Origin of the sequence: Melioribacter sulfuriphilus (genome assembly GCF_051488685.1) — a bacterium.
Taxonomy (GTDB): domain Bacteria; phylum Bacteroidota; class Ignavibacteria; order Ignavibacteriales; family Melioribacteraceae; genus Melioribacter.
In genome coordinates this window covers 381252-401926 of sequence record NZ_JBPSEH010000002.1, presented here as the reverse complement: position 1 = coordinate 401926, position 20675 = coordinate 381252, and the positions used below count along the sequence as shown (strand labels likewise).

15 protein-coding genes are annotated in these 20675 nt (G+C 36.9%); 13 read left to right on the top strand and 2 right to left on the bottom strand.

Going from position 1 to position 20675, the window contains the following annotated elements:
- The first annotated feature begins 13 nt into the window (after positions 1-13).
- The 6 genes from ACSSV9_RS05005 to ACSSV9_RS04980 are packed head-to-tail and all read left to right on the top strand — an operon-like array spanning position 14 to position 8567.
- Positions 14-1405, top strand: a complete 1392-nt coding sequence (locus ACSSV9_RS05005; RefSeq protein ID WP_437346133.1) for a glycosyltransferase family 2 protein — start codon at positions 14-16, stop codon at positions 1403-1405.
- A gap of 23 nt (positions 1406-1428) precedes the next feature.
- On the top strand, positions 1429-1863 hold the full coding sequence (locus ACSSV9_RS05000; protein ID WP_437346132.1) for a hypothetical protein: 435 nt from the start codon (positions 1429-1431) through the stop codon (positions 1861-1863).
- A complete protein-coding gene (locus ACSSV9_RS04995; RefSeq protein ID WP_437346131.1) occupies positions 1854-3758 on the top strand; it encodes a hypothetical protein in 1905 nt (634 codons plus the stop codon). The genes ACSSV9_RS05000 and ACSSV9_RS04995 overlap by 10 nt, the downstream gene beginning before the upstream one ends.
- Positions 3755-4993, top strand: a complete 1239-nt coding sequence (locus tag ACSSV9_RS04990; protein ID WP_437346130.1) for a fibronectin type III domain-containing protein — start codon at positions 3755-3757, stop codon at positions 4991-4993. Before ACSSV9_RS04995 ends, ACSSV9_RS04990 begins: the two co-directional genes overlap by 4 nt.
- A gap of 15 nt (positions 4994-5008) precedes the next feature.
- Entirely contained in the window at positions 5009-8029 is a 3021-nt protein-coding gene (locus ACSSV9_RS04985; protein ID WP_437346129.1) for a PAS domain S-box protein, read from the top strand.
- Between the two features lie 31 nt (positions 8030-8060).
- The gene (locus ACSSV9_RS04980; protein WP_437346128.1) at positions 8061-8567 is read left to right on the top strand and encodes a methylated-DNA--[protein]-cysteine S-methyltransferase; all 507 of its coding nucleotides are present in this window, start codon (positions 8061-8063) and stop codon (positions 8565-8567) included.
- Here the strand turns inward: ACSSV9_RS04980 and ACSSV9_RS04975 are convergent, their stop codons facing one another.
- The gene (locus ACSSV9_RS04975) at positions 8568-9872 is read right to left on the bottom strand and encodes an MFS transporter (protein WP_437346127.1); all 1305 of its coding nucleotides are present in this window, start codon (positions 9870-9872) and stop codon (positions 8568-8570) included. It abuts the gene before it with no gap.
- A gap of 289 nt (positions 9873-10161) precedes the next feature.
- On the opposite strand from ACSSV9_RS04975, the gene ACSSV9_RS04970 reads away from it, so the two are divergent.
- Positions 10162-11322, top strand: a complete 1161-nt coding sequence (locus ACSSV9_RS04970; RefSeq protein WP_437346126.1) for a DegT/DnrJ/EryC1/StrS family aminotransferase — start codon at positions 10162-10164, stop codon at positions 11320-11322.
- 102 nt (positions 11323-11424) lie between these two features.
- Here ACSSV9_RS04970 and glmM read toward each other — a convergent pair whose 3' ends face one another.
- On the bottom strand, positions 11425-12765 hold the full coding sequence (glmM, locus tag ACSSV9_RS04965) for a phosphoglucosamine mutase (protein ID WP_437346125.1): 1341 nt from the start codon (positions 12763-12765) through the stop codon (positions 11425-11427).
- 138 nt (positions 12766-12903) lie between these two features.
- Between glmM and ACSSV9_RS04960 the strand changes: the two genes are divergently transcribed.
- The 6 genes from ACSSV9_RS04960 to lipA all read left to right on the top strand — a co-directional run bounded on the left by ACSSV9_RS04960 (position 12904) and on the right by lipA (position 20627).
- Positions 12904-14505, top strand: coding sequence for a sensor histidine kinase (locus ACSSV9_RS04960; RefSeq protein ID WP_437346124.1), 1602 nt, complete (start codon positions 12904-12906; stop codon positions 14503-14505).
- 45 nt (positions 14506-14550) lie between these two features.
- On the top strand, positions 14551-15246 hold the full coding sequence (locus ACSSV9_RS04955; RefSeq protein WP_437346123.1) for an endonuclease III domain-containing protein: 696 nt from the start codon (positions 14551-14553) through the stop codon (positions 15244-15246).
- A gap of 102 nt (positions 15247-15348) precedes the next feature.
- Positions 15349-16077, top strand: a complete 729-nt coding sequence (gene lipB, locus ACSSV9_RS04950; protein ID WP_437346122.1) for a lipoyl(octanoyl) transferase LipB — start codon at positions 15349-15351, stop codon at positions 16075-16077.
- Positions 16064-18142, top strand: coding sequence for an alpha-ketoacid dehydrogenase subunit alpha/beta (locus ACSSV9_RS04945; protein ID WP_437346121.1), 2079 nt, complete (start codon positions 16064-16066; stop codon positions 18140-18142). Before lipB ends, ACSSV9_RS04945 begins: the two co-directional genes overlap by 14 nt.
- 12 nt (positions 18143-18154) lie before the next feature.
- Positions 18155-19702 carry a 2-oxo acid dehydrogenase subunit E2 gene (locus ACSSV9_RS04940; RefSeq protein ID WP_437346120.1) on the top strand — a complete coding sequence of 516 codons (1548 nt, stop codon included), beginning with the start codon at positions 18155-18157 and terminating at the stop codon, positions 19700-19702.
- Positions 19703-19721: 19 nt separating this feature from the next.
- The gene (gene lipA / locus ACSSV9_RS04935) at positions 19722-20627 is read left to right on the top strand and encodes a lipoyl synthase (protein WP_437346119.1); all 906 of its coding nucleotides are present in this window, start codon (positions 19722-19724) and stop codon (positions 20625-20627) included.
- The last annotated feature ends 48 nt before the right edge of the window (positions 20628-20675 follow it).

The following is a 20675-nucleotide window of genomic DNA, read 5'->3' as shown; positions in this document are numbered from 1 at the left end:
TAGTCTAAATTTGATGAGACAGGAAAAGTCAAAATATAAAATCGTCCTGGATAACAGGGAAATTAAGCCGCCAAAGCGGAATGTGGCGCGTGAAAAAATTCGAACAATCATTATATCGGGTCTAATTTCTTTGTTCCTAATTTTAATGATTATATATACAATGCCTTTTACCGTGTTGACCTGGAGCGGTTTATTCGTTTATTCCTCAATTGTTTCGCTTGTTATCTTCTTGTTTATCCTATTGATTCGTTATTTCGGTATCCTCTTTATGTCATATTTTTACCTGACCAAATATACAGTTGAAACCAAACCGGGATATTATCCCTTCGTTTCTATTATCGTTCCCGTTTATAATGAGGGAAAAATTATCAAATCTTCTATTGAGTCGCTGCTTGAACTCGATTATCCTAATTATGAAATTATTATTGTAAACGATGGTTCGACGGACAACACAGCCGAAGTGGCAGAAAGTCTGGTAGGTTATCATAAAGGAAAACGAGCGATGATAAAAGTATCGCTCATTAACAAACCAAACGGTGGGAAGTCGAAGGCCTTAAATGCCGGTATTCAGTATTCTGAAGCTCAATTTGTCCTCTGTATGGATGGCGATTCACAATTGACTACAGACACCTTAAAAATGGCTATGCGCCATTTTGTTGATCCAGCGGTGGGAGCAGTTGCTGGCAACGTAAAAGTGCAAAATCGTAAAAAGATGTTGACTGATCTTCAGGCACTTGAATATCTTGAAGGTTTGAATTTGGCAAGAAGTGCACAAGGTTTTTTGCAGATGGTCAATATAATTCCCGGCCCAATTGGGGTTTTCAGAAAATCAACCCTCAGAGATGCCGGCTTTTATTCGAGTGATACATTTGCAGAAGATGCCGACATTACACTAAAAATTTTAGCTAAAGGCTGGAAAATTGTATATGAGCCCAAAGCAATCGCTTATACCGAAGCCCCTGCTACAATTTATCAGCTTCTCAAACAACGTTATAGATGGACTCGAGGAATTTTACAGGCTATAAGAAAACATAAAAAATATCTTTATAATCCCACTCTGAATTTCAACAATAGTTTTATAATGTGGTCGATGTTTTACGAAGCGCTTATCTGGCCGGCGATGAACATCTTTGTTAATCTCTATTTTATTATTGTTGCTTTGTTTTACGGAATTCATATTACGCTCTTTCTCTGGTGGGTTGGTATCGCTGTACTCGACTTGATGTCGGCTGTCTTTTGTATAGCGGCCGAAAGGGAAGAGTTCAGACTTGTACCTTATGCAATAATTTACCGTGTCTTTTTTATATTACTGATTGACGTTACAAAGGCTATGGCGACAGTGGAAGAATTTATTGGATTTAGTATGACTTGGGGAAAACTCGAAAGAGTGGGTGCATCCAGATAATAAGTAAATATGAGGAAAGGGAAATGGAATTAATACCGATTTTATCTTTGATAGTTTTGGTAGCAACGATTTCAACGTTCATTCTGGCTGTCGGTGCTTACATTCTCTATAAAATTAGAGAGAAAAAAGGTGTATCTGAAAAAGCAGCTCAACCTGCTGCAATACCAGCAGAGTTGATAGCACCAGTTCCAATGGCTTCAGAATCAGCACAATACAGAAGCACTTTTGAACAACAGGCAGGCTACGAACCCATCAGAGAGCAGATGGAACGACCCGAGCTTAGACCAACTTATGTCGGTCCAGCTCCAGCTTCGTACCAGGGTGAGTTCACGAGAGATTCCGAAAGAACTCCAACTGTTGAACGTCATCGAAAAAAATTTATGCGTTATACCTCCGAAGGCTACGAAGAACCATCCGTTCAGCGGAAAAAAACAGAGGATAACCTCAGGTGGCGGTAAAAGAAAATTATAAAGGACTGAGGGTTAATTACTTAATTATTTTTTTAAGCGGATTAGTTCTGCTTTTCACGGCTCTTCTTGTTTTTTTATTAATACTAAAAAATATCTACGGTAATTACGAAATAAAAGAGATTATTCCGACCAAAGAAAATCTCATTAAAGACGAAAAAGCTGGTAAAATAGCAATCCTTTACTCGCAGTATACACAAAATATGCTGCCAGCTGGCAGTACCTGGCTAAAAGACAATATCGATACCTGGGAACGTTTTGTTACAAATTCCGGATATAAATACGACATAATTGACGATAAAAAAATTGAAGGCAACGAACATTTTGGGTACAAAATAATTGTATTACCCGGTTCAAAATCGTTAAGCGACCGACAGATTATAGCTCTTAAAAAATATGTTGAAGAAGGCGGAAGCCTCTTTGTAACAGGTGGACCAGCCACCTTTTCCGACGAGGGTAAATGGCGAGGATGGGATTTTTTTACCGAAGTATTCGGTCTTAAATTCAACAAGGAAATTAAACCCGAAGAAACTTATAAAATCCACACTCTTAGAGGCAATCTGCCTTTAACAGCCGGTATCCCTACAGGATACGCCCTTAAAATTGCTACGTGGGATAGACCGATCTATGCCGAAGTAATTGAACCGAGAACTACACAGGTTAGCTTCTGGTACGACTTCAGAAGGGAAGCAGGCCTGGTGAGAGAAGAAATTCAGAAAAGTGCCGGTATTGCATTTGGCACATACGGCAAAGGTCGTTTTGTCTGGTTCGGTTTCGAAATCAACTCAGTTTTAGGCGTTCAGAAGGATTTTGTCTATTTCGAGAAACTCTTTAATAATTCAATTAACTGGCTAACCTATAATCCTACTGCATTTACAAAAGATTGGCCGGGAGATTATAAAGCAGCGTTAATATTAGTTCCTACGGTCGACGATGCTCTCGAAAACATTAAGACAATCAGCTCGATTACTAACAAACATAATATCGAGCCAACTTTTTTTATAGACCCTTATACTGCATTGAAAAATAGATCGATCATAAAATCGCTCGCAAAAAGTGGGGAGTTCGGTGCAATTGTCGATATTGGATTTTTAGAATATCCCGAAGATACGGTAAATATGCTTTATGATAAGCAAACTCAATTTTCAAATATAACTTTTGCGCAGGATTCAATTGGTAAAATTATTGGTAAACCGATTAAAGCTATAATGCCATTATACGGTTTTTATAACGATTTCACTTTGCAGGCTCTGGCAAATAGAGATATCGGTTTCCTATTGACTGATTCTCTTACTGACAGATCCGTACCCGAAATCAAAATTCGGAATAATAAACAGATCATGGTCATAACTAAAACAGCAAGGGACGACTATGAAATAATTCGTAACTACGGTTTGACGGAAACAAAATTTCAACGATACACTTATGAAGAAGACGTCGACCGCCTGTTATTTGAAGGTGGTCTTTTTGTTTTTAAGGTACATACGAATTATCAACTGCGCCCTCAATACGTTTCCGTAATTAACGATGTTATTCGATACGCCAAGTCAAAAGATTTCTGGATTACATCGCTGGACGAATTAAAGAATTGGTGGCGTAAGAAACAAAGTCTTGAAGTTCGGTATGAATCAAGAAGTAAAAGGAGAGTGGCAGTAGAAATTACGAATCCAACGGAATATGATATTGAAAATGCAGTAATTGAAGTTAATTTGAATAAAAAAGTGAAAAATGTTAAAATTAGTTCAGACATGTTGAATACTAAAATCCCCCGTTATGAAGTTAGTAAAGATAGTCAATCTGTAATTTTTTATATTGACAGGATGAAATCCCACGAAACACGATCGTTGTTAATCGATTTTGATAATATTGATGAAAATAGTGTATGACCAATAAATTATTTAAATATTTGCCTATAGCAATTGTTATAATAATAGTCGGATGTGTTGAACCAATTACCAATTCTCAGACTACATCATCACAACCTACCATCCAAATTTTTTCACCTGTTACTGGGGACTCCGTAATGGTGGGTCAAAATTTAATTAATTATGATGCCTCCGACGGTACAGGTGGCGAAGGTCTCTCGTTTTATGAAATTTATGTCAACAATACTTTTACCGAACGTTTTGAGCAAAATTCAGATGGTACAAATCCCATCCTCTATCTTAATATTGGCGAAGCACTGCTTGGTAAGCGCATTAGCTATTTTGTAAAAGTTTATAATAAAAATGGGAAAGCCAAAGAAAGCGAAGTACAAAGCAATATTTATGTTAAAGATAAAATCCCCGATGCACCATCCAATCTCATAATAAAAAGAACAGGAGATTATACTGTAACTTTGCTGTGGCAGGACAATTCTACAAACGAGGATGGTTTCGAAGTATGGCGTAAAGAGGGTACAGGAACATACAGTTTGATTACAACTCTACCACCCAATACAATTAGCACAATTGACAACGGGGTTTCTCCGTTTACTGATTATTTCTACAAAATAAGAGCTTTTAACGAATCGGGAAAATCTGAGTTTAGCAACGAAGTAAGCACTTCATCTCTTCCGGGCGGAATGTGGAATCTTCAAGCGGAGGCAATTGGAACTCACATGGTTATCTTGAAATGGAACGATTTTGCTGTAAATGAATTGGGCTTTAAGATTGAAAGATATAATTCTTCTACTGGCGCATGGGTATTGATCGATATTACTGGACCAAATGAAACTTACTATGAAGACCATAATGTGGAAGGAAGCAAGGCGTATAAATACAGAGTCGCATATTTTACTTCAACATCTATAAGCGGCTATTCAAATGAAGCTACTGTCTCGACTTTTTACACGGACGTAGAAGCACCATCGAATCTCAATGCCTCTGTATATGGACCCAATACTGTCCGACTTGATTGGATAAACAACGACAAGTTAAGACTATCGGTTTCGTTGATTGTCGAAAGGAGAATTGGAACGGCGGGCGAATTTAATGAATTGATGTCAGCAGATTCTGACACTACTTTTGTTTTCGATACTTCGGTTATGTCGGGTATAACTTATCAATATCGGATACGACAAAAACTGGGCAACAGGATTTATACGGATTATTCAAATATTGCTACTGTTAAGGTTCCATGACAAAGGAATTAAAAAGTGAATTACGAAAATAAACACGGATTGATTGTCGATAAAAACGGCAAAATTATCGCCGTAAGTGATGAAATTAGAAAATTATTCCCAGGACTTATACCCCAGAATAATTTTTTTCAGTACTGGAAAGATCTCCTTTCCGTTGAGAAAGAACACAAATTCAGAATTCTTGAAAAGTTCGAAGAATGCAAAAGTAAAAATGATGTCACTTCTACAGAATTACCAATTACAATTGATGATAATAAACAAATCTATATATTGATTTATACGCCTTTGAGAAGTGAAAATAATATCTACTTTTATATTGATTTCATTCAGCAAGGCGAATCAAAATCAGAAGAAAGAGATACATATAAAATTAAAATTGCACTGAATCAAATTGAGGAGTTAATTGAGGATAGAGAAGTTTTAAGAGAAATTGAACGAGTCAAAAATTCTTATCCTTTCACTTTCATTGAAAAAATAAAATTCCAGAAAGAAATAAATAATCTTAAAAATTTTTTCTGGATCAAGGACAAAGATGACAAAATTGTTGTGGCTAACGAGGCTTATGCTTCGTGGCTCGGAACTACTGCGGCTAAACTCGAAAATAAGAACGAGAGTGATTTCCTGCCCAAGTATCTTTTGAATCTTTATTCACAAATTAATGATTTTATTAAAAGTAGTTCGAATATTATTGTTGTAAGTGGTTTGAAATCAGCAGGCGCATCAAAGAACTTTTCGATTTATCTCGTTCCGATTTCTGATCTCGAAAATCGTGTTATTGCAATGATTGGCTTTTCATATTTCGAATCAGAAAAACAAACGTTCCATTCCTTGACAGCTCATATTCCTCTGCCTGCTTGTGTGATTGATGCTAATCTTGAATTTACTGAGTACAATGAAATATTCGAAAGCTTATTCGAGTTGTATAAGAAAAAATCCAAACCAATTGAACTATTCGGAAATGAGGCAGTAAATAAGATTACTTCATTTCTTAAAGAGGATAAAAGTCGAACAGAAGATCTTTTCGAAGTCGAGGCGCTGGATAAAAAGCTGTATTCTTTCTCAGTATCAAAAGCAGGCAGCAATCTAATTTTAACTGGATATCAAATTGTAAGACCTGCTGAAAAAACTATGCATATCGGGATCGAAGAATATCTTAAAATTATACCAGACGCCGCTTATGTATATGATCTGGAAAATTTGAAATTTCTTGCCGTAACGGATGAAGCTCTCAAACTCTACGGCTACTCTAAAGAAAAATTTCTCGAACTCGACTTGACGGATTTATATGCTCCAGAGGATGTGCAGGCATTAATACAAAGTGAAGATAAATCCCTTCGCGGTAAGCCACTCAAACATAAAAGAAGCGACGGTAAAGATATCTACGTTACAATTAAGAGCACTGAAATTGTATTTCAAGGGAAAAAAGCTCATTTAAATTTAGTAAGGGAAGTATCCTCAGAATTAAAGGCACGCAGAGAGAGCCAGCTTTATAAACACGTTTACGAAAATACAGATGAGCTGGTTGTATTAACCGATAAAGACGGATTTATTATCTCGGTTAATGATGCTGTACCCCGTCAACTCGGTTATTCTAAAAGAGAACTCGAAGGCCGACCGATCATCAGTATTGTCTCGGATGATGATAGAGCGGTAATTAACAAAAATGTACTTCATTCAGAATCGAATAATACAATTAAATTAAATATTTCGCTCAAAAAGTCAGATGGCGAATTGACAAAAGCCGAACTATTTGCAAATCCGATAAAGAATTATGAAGGGGAGATAGAACAAGTAATAGTATTAATCCGGCTACAGCCAGAAGAGAAAACAAATAAATTAGCCGAAGTAACAAATGAAAGTTCGAATATCGATGCAACTTTTCTCTCGAATTTATTCCACGAATTGTTGACGCCATTGAACGTAATAATGGGCTTTACACAGGACTTATGGGAAAACATCGAAAATCCAAATGAAGAACAGAGAGAAGCAGTCGAAATTATAAAAGAGAATCAGAAAACATTACTTCAGATTATGGATAATGCAGTTGAATATGCTGCATATCTGCGTAAAAATATTAAGTACAAAGTTGAGCAAGTTAAATTAGCCAATTTGATGCCAGAAGTTGAGGATATTATTTCAAAGAGTGTTAAGCAACACGACAAATCTGTTAAAGAAGGAAAAATTTCTTCGTCTCTTATATTCGAAACGGACAAGCAGAAATTTGTAAGTCTTCTCAGTATGCTGTTGAATTTTGCAATTACGATAACAAAAGAAAAAGAATTAAAGATTTCTGCTAAGAAAGTAGACGACGAAAATTTCATTATTTTGATCGACGATTTAAAAGAGGGAGCAAGTCCATACCTTTTGAAAGGTTTACAGGATATACTTACTGACGACGAAAACTTCAGTAGGAAGAATTACGGCTTTTCCAGATTCTCGATGAAATTGGCAAAAAAACTGATGGAAATAATTGGAGCACGTTTCAAAATAATTGGTGAGAAAGATAAAAAACAGGTGGGAATAAGTATTCCATTTAAATTTACTCCATTTGAAGGTGGTGAAGTCGAAATCGAAGAAAAACAGAAACCTGAAGAAAAAATTGAAAAAATATCCTATAATACAATTGAAAAGCAAGCACCTAATATCTTGAAAAAGCTTGACTTATCTTCGATGACCTGTTTGTATCTCGAGGATCAGGTAGATTCTCAAATTTTATTCAAGAGCCAGATGAAGGATCTTAAAACAATTGAGGTAGTACCGAGTTTAGAGAGCGCAATCCCTTTATTAAAAACAAGGCGTTTCGATTTCTTGATTGTCGATATTAATTTGCAGGGAGAATATAATGGATTGGACGTGCTCCGAATTGTACGCAAAATGCCCGGCTACAAAGAGATCCCAATCATCGCATCTACGGCTTACATGCAACCAGGAGCACGGGAAAATTTTATAGCTGCAGGATTTACTGACTTTATTTCTAAACCACTGCTCCGTGATAAAGTAATCGAAATTTTGTCAAGAATTTATTCCGCATCTTAATTATATTTTCGTTCGATAATTCGGGAGGTTGATGCCGGGTAAGTATTTGACATATTACGAATCGCCCATCGGTAAATTGAAAATTACTGCAGACGAGAGCGTTATCAAATCGATACATTTTATGCTTGATATCGACGGCGTTGAATTGGAACAGGAAAATCCAAATGAAATACTCGAAAAATGTGTCTATGAGTTGAGTCAATATTTCAATGGTGATTTACAAAACTTCAGTATCCCGACAGAACCTGAAGGAACAGAATTCCAGAAAAGAGTATGGAATGAATTAAAGAATATTCCATACGGAAAAACAATTTCGTACTTAAAATTATCCAGACAATTAGGCAACGAAAGGTCGATTAGAGCTGTTGCCAGAGCAAGTGGAGAAAATAAAATTCCAATAATCATCCCGTGTCATAGAGTTATTGGTTCAGATAAAAGTCTTGCGGGTTATTCAGGCGGAGTTTGGAGAAAGAAATGGCTGCTCGAACACGAAGCAGCCGTTATTAATAACGAAAAGCAACTTAATCTTTTCTATTAATTATCCTTTCGATTTTGTAAATCTATTATAAAATAACATCAGTATTGTTGCCAGCATACCGATTCCACTTATTACAAGAAATATCATCTGAGGATTGTTCGTATCTTTTGTAAATAATTGATAAACCCAACCACCAAATGTACCGCCGAATCCCCAGGCAAGAGCTATTGGCAAAAACGCATAACCCTGGAACAATGCTTCCTGACCTTTTGGAGCCAGGTCGGCAATATATTCATAGAAGCGCGGAGCTTGTGTCTGTTCACCAATCGAAAAGAGAAATATGCCAAATACAATTACTGGAATACTAACTGATACCTCTGTCCCAAAAATATTATATGTATTTCCATTTGTAATAGGCAGCACAAAATACCAGATTAGCCATGTAGCAGTTGCAAATACAAAACCGATTACAATTGCAGTTTGAGTCGAAATTTTTTTTGTGAGACGGTTAACCGGTATTTGAAATAATATTATCGTCCAGGCTCCGGTCGATAAAATCAGTTCTATTGGAGTATCAAGCGAAATAAAGTCCGATATGTAAAATGGAATTATTATAAAAAATTGCCAGAAAAGTACCCAGTAAAGTCCAAAAATCAATAAGAATGTCATAAAACGAAGATTCGTGAGGACTTTGATCAAATTTTTCAAAACGGTTTTTAAATTCTGCGAATTGTAATTTTGTATCGGATTTTTATAAAAAAATTGCGTTACAATAAACATTAAAGCACAACTTATTGCCGAAACCAGGTAAACAAACTCAATTCCGAAATAATCTCTAACCAGATATGCAAGCAGAGGACCGATAGCCGCTCCGATATTAACCAGCCAGTAATAAATTGCATAACCGAGTGATTTCGTCTCTTCGGTTGTCGAAAGTGCTACAGTGCCAAGCACACTCGGCTTTATAAAAGAACCTCCAAGCGCTGTGAATATCAAAATAATTGTAAGAAAGGGGAAAAGAATCGACTGAGGAATTAAGTTAGAAAAGGTTTTCATTCCTGTTGCTCCAATTAGAAAATATCCTGCCGCCAGAACACCGAATGCAAACGAGAAAGCTTTTTTAAATCCTATTTTATCTGCTATTGCTCCTGCGAAAATTGGAAGTAAGTAAATCAAACCGCCAAAAATTGAGGAGAGCTGTCCTGCTTCTACTTCTGTGAATTTAAGATGATCCCGCAAAAAGATACTTAAAATTGTAGCCTGACCATAATATGCCAACCTTTCAAAGAGTTCCATCCCGTTGGCAACCCAGAAAGACGACTTAAAATTTGATTTTAACCTTTCGATCTTTTTCGATAATGTCATTTATGCACCGTAAAATTATTAGCACTTTTAATTTGGTTTACCAGTAATGTTATAGTAATATTTTGTCTCAATGATTTAGGTGCTTAATATAGTAAAAAATTTTATACGTGCATCGATAACTTGAATACAAAAACACTAACCAATAAAACAGTTAAGCAAAGAAAGCGTGAAGTTATTAATGTAGATCATCTGTACAAAAATTTTAAGTGAAGAAAAAAAATCAAATTTTACATTTAGTTATTCAATCTGTATTTGTTTAATTTTCTAAAAATAATTTTGAGGAGTTTTTATGAAAGTACCCCTTTTGGATTTGAAACCTCAGTATCAATCTATCAAAGAAGAGGTCGACAGAGCGATAATGAAAGTAGTCGAGTCGCAATATTTCATATTGGGACCCGAAGTTGAAGCTCTGGAAAAAGAAATTTGTGATTATATTGGTGCAAAGTATGCTGTCGGTGTATCCTCAGGAACAGATGCTCTCTTGCTAAGTTTGATGGCACTTGGAATTAAAGGCGGGGATGAAGTTATTCTTCCAACATATTCATTTTTTGCCACAGCTGGTGTAGTGGCTCGTCTGGAGGCAACTCCTGTTTTTACTGATATTGACCCTATCACGTTTAATATTGATGTTAAAGAGATTGAAAGGAAAATAACATCTCGTACAAAGGCAATTATACCCGTTCATCTTTATGGTCAGAGTGCAGAAATGGATGAAATTATGGAAATTGCTTTTAAGCATAATTTATACGTTATTGAAGATGGAGCCCAGGCAATTGGTGCTCAATATAAAGATGGACGTTATGTGGGTACTATTGGTCATACCGGCTGTTTTTCGTTTTTCCCGAGCAAGAATTTAGGTGGCTTTGGAGATGGCGGAATTGTTACAACAAACGACGAGGAGATTTATCACAAACTTAAAATCATGCGAGTCCATGGTATGGAACCAAAATATTATCATAAGTTTATTGGTGGAAATTTCCGACTCGATGCGCTTCAAGCTGCTGTGTTAAGGGTAAAACTACCACATCTCGATAAATGGTCTGAAAAAAGAAGATTAAACGCACAGCTCTATTATCAATTATTTGAAAAGACCGGTCTACTTGACGAGAAAAATAACTACTTAAATCCCGAAAAAGTAATTCTTCCTGAAGCGGTCTATAAAAATATTGACGGACTTAAAAACTATCATATCTATAATCAATTTGTAATTCGTGTAAAAGACCGCGACGGTTTATTAGAATATCTTAAAAAGAATGACATCGGCTGCGAAATTTATTATCCCGTTCCTTTCCACCGTCAGGAATGTTTTGCGTATTTGAATACTATAGATAGTGACTACCCAGTATCGAATTTAGCTGCCGAAACTTCACTGGCATTGCCAATATATCCAGAATTGAGTGACGAACAAATTGAGTACGTTGTTCAAAAAATAAGCGAATTTTATAAGTGATATTGAAAAAGGTTGTCTGAAAGTAGTTTTTTATGAGAGGCGCAAATTTCACGATTAATCTCAAATTTTTTTTAGAACAGCAGTTTCAGACAACCCTTTGTTTTATAATTCTTTCATGTACTTTTCAATCAACTCGTTTGATTTCGTTTTAGAATCGGATTCAACAATACATCTAATTATTGGCTCAGTATTCGATTTTCTGAAATGAACCCAGTGGTCCTCAAAGTCAATTCTCAGTCCGTCTTCACTGTTTGGTGAATATTTTGAATACTTCAGTGCGAGTTTGGATAAAATTTTGTCGGGGTCCTTTTTGCCGATTTCAATTTTGCGTTTCACAATGAAATATTCTGGCAGAGACTTTTTTAACTCTCCTAAAGTTCCGCCAAATTCCGTCAGATGCTGAAATAAAAGAGCCGTGCCAACTAAAGCGTCGCGTCCAAAATTTACCGAAGGCAATATAACCCCTCCGCTCCCTTCACCTCCAATAATGGCTTTAACCTGTTTCATCTTTTTGACGACATTTGCTTCGCCCACTGGTGACCTGTAAATTTTCGATCTAAAATTCGCGGCTACGTCATCAACAGCGCGAGTAGTAGATAAATTTACGACAACATTACCACGTTTTTTTGATAAAATAAATTTAACTGCCTGAGTAATTGTATTTTCTTCTCCAAAAGGTTTACCCTCTTCTGTGATTAATACAAGCCTATCTACATCCGGATCAACAACAATTCCGAAATCAGCTTTATTCTTTTTGACGAGTTTCATAGTTTTAGTGAGGTTTTCAGGTACAGGTTCAGGCAGTCGTGGAAATATGCCGTTCTTTTCACAATTGGTTTGGATAATTTCGCAGCCGAATTTTTCGAGAAGATACGGCATCGAATAAGCACCTGCACCGTTAACACAGTCAAGTACAACTTTAAATTTTTTCCTGCGAATTTTCTTCAGATCGATGTAAGGCATAGAAAGCACAGCATCGATATGCTCGTAAAGTCCTTTACTGTATTCAGTTACCGTTCCGAGTTTATTCCACTTCGCATAATGTTTTTGAGTCTCTTTCAAAAGTGAAATCATTTTATAGTGTTCTTCTGGGCTCATAAACTCGCCTTTATTATTCAGCAATTTTAATGCGTTCCATTCGTTTGGATTGTGACTTGCTGAAATCTGAATACCGCCTGCTGCTTTTAAATTTCTTACATTGAAAAGTACAGTGGGTGTGGGGCAGATGCCCAGGTCGATTACGTCGTTTCCTTTTGCAATCAATGTCCCGATTACAAGATTTTTTACCATATTTCCTGATATTCGACCGTCACTGCCAACTACAATTTTACCTTTACCGCAAAAATCTGCATATGCAGAAGTGTATTCTACAATCGTGGAAGGGTAAAGACCTTCGCCAATGATTCCTCTTATTCCTGATATGCTAACCATTAAAGTGTCCATATTACCTCTTATTTTTTGAAAAAAAACACAAAAATAATAACAGAAATGAATTATTAATTCGAACAAAAAACAAAATAAATTTAAATTTTCCCGAAAAATTTCGATAATAATTGCGGATGAATGAGCCCGCAGATAATAATGAATCAAGAAATAGTAAATAACGAGCAGTGGACTCAAATTGACCCGTATGGAGTTCTAAACGTATTAATTGATACGGATGAGATGTTTTGTCTTCTTGACCAGGATTACAAAATCCTGAAGTGTAATAATAAATTCAAATCTTATCTAATTTTGTACGACGGATTAAATCATGATGAAGGTGAAAATTTTCTGGAAATCTTTCCATTTGAAGACAGATTGTATTGGGAAAAGAATCTTGAAAAAGCTCTAAAAGTAAAATCGTTTTCTGAGGTTTATACATCCCCAAAACTCAAAGACAGGTACTTCGAAATTAATTTCCATCGTTTAAAGCTCGATGATAAGAAAAATGGAATTGTACTTAAAGTCCGAGACATTACCGAAAAGAAAAATATTGAAGAGAAGATAATCCAGAGTGAATTATTTGCTCAATCGATTTTATCGACTTCACCCGATGCAATCGTTACAACTGAACTTGACGGTACAATTTCTTACGCGTCAAATAAGTTTTTGTCGTTGCTCGGCATCGAAAAGGTTGAAGATATATTTTCGAAAAATATCCTCGATTTCATATTTGAAGATGATAGGGAACTGTTCAAAGAGAACATTTCTGTTGCTGCAACCGGCACCCCAATAAAATCGTATCTATTTCGTCTTAAAGATAATAATGGCAACGCAGTTTATGCCGAGTCGAATATCGGCGCTATTCTCAACGAAAACAAGAATCCTGTATTAATTCTCTTTATGATCCGCGATATTCAGGATCGGATAGAAGCTGAACTGGAACGAGAAAAATTGCTTCAGGATATTGCATATTCGCGAGATCAGATAGAACAGGAAGCTGCTCGTTATGTCGAGCTTAACGTCCAACTTGCCGAATCAGAAAAAAAATTACTTGAATTGAATACAGCAAAAGATAAACTCTTTTCAATAATCGGGCACGACCTAAAAAATCCCATTTTTACTATTCTCGGTTTTTCTCAAATTCTCGAAGAAGATTATAATGAAATGACCGACGAGGAAAAACTCGGATATATAAAAACAATTTATCAAACTGCAGCCTCAATACAGAAATTGCTCGAAAATTTATTAACCTGGTCGCGCGCACAAACCGGCCGCCTCGAAGTCAATCTCGAACCTCTATCGATACGAAACGTTATAAAAGAAACTGTGGATATTGTAACTACGCAGGCGGAAAAGAAAAATATCGAAATCAAAGTAGACATTAATTCGACATTGATGGTTTATGCCGACAAAAATTTGTTCGAAACGATAATAAGGAATTTATTGACAAATGCAATCAAGTTTACGGATCCAGGCGGACAAATTACTGTTTCAACACGTGACGAAAATGGTTTTGTAGTCATTGCAGTAGAAGATAGTGGCATAGGTTTAAGCGAAACCGATAAAAACAAACTTTTCAGAATTGACGTCAACAATGCAGAAATAGGGCAACACAAAGAAAAAGGAACAGGATTAGGTTTAATCCTATGTAAAGAATTCTGCGAAAAAATGGGCGGGAAAATCTGGGTTGAAAGCGAACTCGGAAAGGGAAGTACTTTTTATTTTACGGTTCCAATCTTTCAATATATCAAGAGATAACTCCATTTTTCGTATCTTAACTCACCTTTTTTAAAGATTATTAAAATGCTGGAACTCCTAAACAGTAGACTAATTGAACATTTCGGTTTGCCCGAGCGGAATAGACGCAAGCCCGAGCCACTGGATTTGTTAATTGCCACAATTCTTTCTCAAAATACTAATGACAATAATTCTTACGAGGCCTACCTAAATCTCAAGCAAAAATTCCCTAACTGGAGCAAGCTGGCAAAATCGCCGTTAGGTCAAATCGAAAAGGCTATTAGAAAAGCGGGATTGACCAGGCAAAAAGCGCGTACAATTAAAAATCTGGTTGTAAATCTTTCAAAAGAAAATCGTCTCGATATGAATTTCCTTAAAAAAATGAAGAACGAAGAAGCTCTCGAATTTTTAACTTCGTTTAAAGGTGTCGGAGTTAAAACTGCCAGTTGTGTACTCCTTTTTTCTTTGTACAGAAATGTCTGTCCAGTCGACACTCACGTTCATCGAACATTAAATCGGATTGGCATTGTTAACGAAAAATCGCCCGATAAGACATTTCAAAAAATTAATGAAAATCTTCCCGATGGAATTGCACATTCGCTTCATACAAATCTAATTAAACTGGGCAGGGAAATTTGCCGTCCCACAAATCCAGATTGCACAATATGTCCTGTAGCAGACCTGTGTGCATATCCGGAGAAAAACAATAATAGAGCACCGAAACGAAAAAAAAGTGACTTTTTATTACTCGATAATGTTTAATTTCCTTTCTAAGATAATTTGTCTTTTGAACGTAAAATCTTCTATATTTGTTAAACCCAAACAAAAGTAGAAGTTTAATTTAGTGCATTTTATTTGCCTTATATGAAGGATAATCAAATTAGAGAATTAAGATACTGTGATCTCGGTTTTATCGATTATGATGAAGCATGGGAGCTTCAAAAAAGAATTTTTAATCAACGTTATGCTGGCAAAACAGGTGATACTTTTTTCTTGCTCGAACATCCTCATACATATACGCTTGGTAAAGTAGCTTCGAGATCGAATTTATTGTTGACAGATGAACAACTTACGAAACGGGGAATTAAAGTTTATGATATTGACCGAGGCGGAGATATTACATACCACGGACCGGGGCAGATCGTTGGCTACCCAATAATCGACCTTAAGGAGTGGAAAGAAGATACACACGCTTATTTGAGGAATCTGGAACAACTTATTATCAACGTATGCAAAAAACATGGACTCGATGCCGGTCGCAAAGAAGGTTTAACAGGAGTATGGATTGAAGATCGTAAAATAGCAGCAATTGGAATTAAAGTAAGTCGCTGGATTACAATGCACGGTTTTGCTTTCAACATCAATACTGATTTATCCCTCTTTGACGGTATAATTCCGTGTGGCATAAGAGATAAAGAAGTGACATCGCTTGAAAAAGAAACTGGTAGAACACACGATATCAATTCTATTAAAAAAGAGCTGGTGGAAGAATTCGTGAAAATATTTGAATACCGTCATTACGTTGAGTTCGATAAAGGTCACTTCCTTAATTCACTAAAAGAATTTGAAAGGGCGGCGAATGAAGAAAGATAAATCTGAGCTAATCTTAAATGAAGAATTAACTCCTACGGGCAAGCTCGATTCATTCGGGGGCATGACGAAAAAAGAATTGTTAAATGTCCTTCGTTTGATGATAACGTCCCGTACGATCGACGACAAACAACTTACACTATTGAAGCAAGGTAAAACATTTTTTCACATACCCGGTTCAGGGCACGAAGCAGTTCAAATTGCATTTGGACTTCAAATCAAAAAGGGAATCGACTGGGCTTATCCATATTACAGAGATCTCGCATTCATGCTGGCTGCCGGAACTAAACCGGAGGATGTATTCCTTCATTTTCTTGCCCGTAAAAATGATCCGATGTGCGGAGGCCGACAGATGCCGTGCCACTGGTCGTCTAAAGAATTAAATGTGCCCACACAATCGAGTCCAACCGGCACACAGTTTTTGCAAGCCGTCGGTACTGCGCTTGCTTTGAAGAAAGAAAGAAAAGATGGCGTGGTTTATGTTAGCAGCGGCGAAGGAGCTACCTCTGAAGGTGAGTTCTTCGAGGCAGTTAATTGGGCGTGTCGCGAAAAGCTGCCGGTCGTATTTTTAGTTGAAAATAATAAATGGGCAATTTCCGTCCCCGTAGAAAATCAAAATGCGGGAAGAAATTCTTCCGTTTCAGAATTGCTAAAGGGCTTTGAAAATTTACTCCGTTTCGAAGTTGACGGAACGGATTTTCTTAAAGTACATGCGATTGCGAAGTCGGCTTTTAAATATGCACGCAATGGAGAAGGACCGGTTATTGTTGAGGCTCATGTAGTAAGGCTTTTTTCACATTCATCTTCGGACGACCAGAAAAAATATCGAACTCCTGAATCGCTGGCTCAAGACGCACGGAAAGATCCAATTAAATTATTCTCTGAGTTTTTAATTGACAGGGGCTTTTTGAACGAACTGGCACTTGAGGAACTCTACAAAGAAGTCAGAAACCATATTACTGCAGCTGCCGACTGGGCTTTGAAGCAACCAGAACCAGACACAGATTCTGCCATTAAATATGTCTACGACGAATCGGACAAGAAATCGAAGCTTAATTATGAAAAATCGAAAAGCTTCGGAAAAAATATTGTAATGGTCGATGCAATTAATCATGCACTGAAAGAAGAACTCGAATTTAACGATAAGATTTACCTCTTCGGCGAGGACGTGGCGGACAAAAAGGGTGGAGTGTTTACAGCCACTAAAGGTCTTTCAACACAATTCGGCAACGAACGAGTTTTTAATTCTCCATTAGCCGAAGCAAGTATAATCGGAGTTGCCATTGGAATGTCTCTAACAGGATTAAAACCATGTGTCGAAATCCAATTCGGTGATTATATATGGCCTGCATTCATGCAGATCCGTGACGAACTCGTTATGTATCGTTATCGTTCGAACAATCTATTCGAAACCCCAGTGGTGATACGTGTGCCTGTCGGAGGATTTATTCACGGCGGATTATATCACAGTCAAAATATCGAAGGTTTTTTTGCACACATGCCGGGACTTTATATTGCATATCCTTCAAATGCAGCTGATGCAAAAGGATTATTAAAAACGGCTCTTCGAATCAACGACCCGGTTTTGTTCCTCGAACATAAAGGTCTTTATAGACAAAGTTATGCCACATCGCCCGAACCGGATGCAGGGTATCTTATTCAGTTTGGAAAAGCTCGAAAAGTAACCGAAGGAACTGATTTGTCTATAATTACTTACGGCGCAATGGTGTACGAGTCAACTTTTGCAGCGAAAAAGCTGAAAGATGAAGGTTACTCGATTGAAATTATCGATATAAGAACAATATCTCCCCTTGATTTCGACATGGTAGCCGAAAGCGTGAAAAAAACTGGCAAGGTGGCTGTTATTCATGAAGATACACTTACGGCAGGTTTTGGCGCTGAAATTGCCGCACGGATTTCAGACGAGTGTTTTGAGTTTCTCGATGCACCAGTTAAAAGAATTGCCGCAAAAGATAGTCCAATTCCCTATGCTCCAAATCTTGAAAAATTTGTGCTGCCAGATAGAAATAAAATCTACGACCAGCTTAAATTATTATTGCAATATTAATTCGAGGTTTTGATGAAAGTTGAAATAATTATGCCGCAAATGGGGGAAAGTATTACCGAAGGAACAATAATCAAGTGGCATAAAAAAGTTGGCCAGCAAATTAAAAAAGACGAAATATTATTCGAAATAAGTACAGACAAAGTCGATACTGAAGTGCCAAGTCCAGAAAACGGAATACTGAAAGAAATCCTTGTACAAGAAAACGAATCGGCTGAAGTTGGTAAAGTTGTAGCAATTATTGAAACAGATAATACTGAATATATCGACAAACTTGAAGATACGCCTACCACCACTCAAGTTGGAGGCCAGATCATTGATATTGTCATGCCAAAGATGGGCGAATCAATCACAGAAGGAACAATTATCAAATGGCACAAAAAGGTCGGCGAAAAAATTAATAAAGATGAGATTTTATTTGAAATCAGTACGGACAAAGTTGATACCGAAGTGCCATCGCCCGAAGAAGGAATATTGTTAGAAATTCTCTACAACGAAAATCAAACTGTTGAAGTAGGACAACCTGTTGCAAGGCTTAAAACCACAACGGGATTGCAGCCTCTCCCTTCGGTTACCGAGAAGTACGAAACTGCCGAAAAGAAAGAAATCGAATCGATTGAAAAGCCAGTTCAACATAAGGAAGACTTCCGAAAAAGTGAAACTCGATTTTATTCTCCATCGGTCATCAATCTTGCAAGAGCCGAAGGAATTCCTTTGAGTGTACTCGATACTATCGAAGGGACAGGATTAAAGGGAAGACTAACCAAAAAAGATCTGGAAAAGTACATCGAGTCAAAGAGATCATCCACAACAACTTCAGAGCCTGGCCAGCCAGAGAAGTTTGAAAAAGCAACAGGTTCTACTTCTACTGGCGAGGAAATTATTCCGATGGATCATAATCGCCGCAGGATTATGGAACATATGGTAAGAAGCAGAGATACTTCAGTGCATGTTACTGCAGTTGCGGAAGTGGATATGTCGGTTATTTACAATTTTATCAAAGAGAGTAAAAACAGATTCACTATTAAATTGACTTACATGCCGTTTATAGCGTTTGCTACAGTGAAAGCTTTACAGCAATATCCACTCATGAATTCATCGATTGAAGGAACAAACATTATAATCAAAAAATACATCAATCTCGGTATTGCAGTTGCAATTGAGCCAAACGGATTAATTGTGCCGAACATTAAACACGCGGAAGAAAAAAGTGTACTCGGATTGGCAAAAGCTATAGCCGATCTGAGTGAACGCGCCCGATCAAAAAAGCTTGTGCCGGAAGATGTTCAAAATGGAACTTTTTCAATAACAAATTATGGAGTATTTGGTACATTGATCGGTACGCCGATTATAAATCAGCCTGAAGTTGGTATTTTAGGCGTAGGTGCTGTCGTAAAGAAACCTGTAGTTGTTGAAAATGGGGGAGTCGACTCGATTGCAATTAAACCTATGCTCTATTTATCGCTCAGTCACGACCATCGTTTGATTGATGGTATGATTGGTAGTAAATTTCTAATGTCGATTAAAAATATTTTAGAAAATTTCGATACAAGTTCTGTTTAATTCTTAATTCGGAGATTAAATGAAAATCAATCAACATCAAAAAAATTTCAAAGAAGCAATCGAAAAAGAAAGGCCGGATTTAGGGAAAAGACCCGAATGGTTGAAAGTACGACTTCCTTCAGGTGAGAATTATAAAGATGTGCATCGCTTGATGAGGCAAGCGAAGCTTAACACTGTATGTGAAGAAGCTCGCTGTCCAAACATTGCTGAATGCTGGAACAGGCGTACTGCAACTTTCATGATACTTGGGGACGTATGTACGAGAAGTTGCGGATTTTGTAATGTTAAATTGGGACTCCCTTCCGAACTTGACCTCGATGAGCCCAGACGTGTGGCAGAATCGGTTGAGCAGTTGAAATTGAAACACGTTGTAATTACTTCTGTCAACAGAGATGAACTTAAAGATGGGGGTGCGTCAATCTTTTCTGAAACTGTAAGGCTCATTCGTTCTAAAATGCCCTCTACTACAATTGAAATTTTAATACCCGACTTTAAAGGTGATACCGAGTCATTTGAAATCATAATGAAGAATCCACCAGACATTCTGAATCATAATCTTGAAACTGTCAAACGTCTCTATCATGCTGTTCGTCCTCAGGCAAAATACGAAAGAAGTCTTAAACTAATCGAATGGTTCAAACAAAAGGGATTGAGAACGAAAAGTGGAATTATGGTTGGTATAGGAGAAACAAAAGAAGAAGTATTCGAATTGATGAAAGATTTGTACAATGCTGGCTGCGATATAATGACTATAGGTCAATACCTTCAACCTACAAAAAATCATTTGCCAGTACATCGTTATGTTACACTGGAAGAATTTAAAGAATATAAAGATTTCGGATTAAGTCTTGGATTCAAAGCTGTTGAATCTTCACCTCTTGTGAGGAGTTCTTACCACGCGGATAAACACGCTACATTATCCTAACTGTAAGAAATCGATATCTCAGGTTTGGAAATAGGACTATTGCTCCTT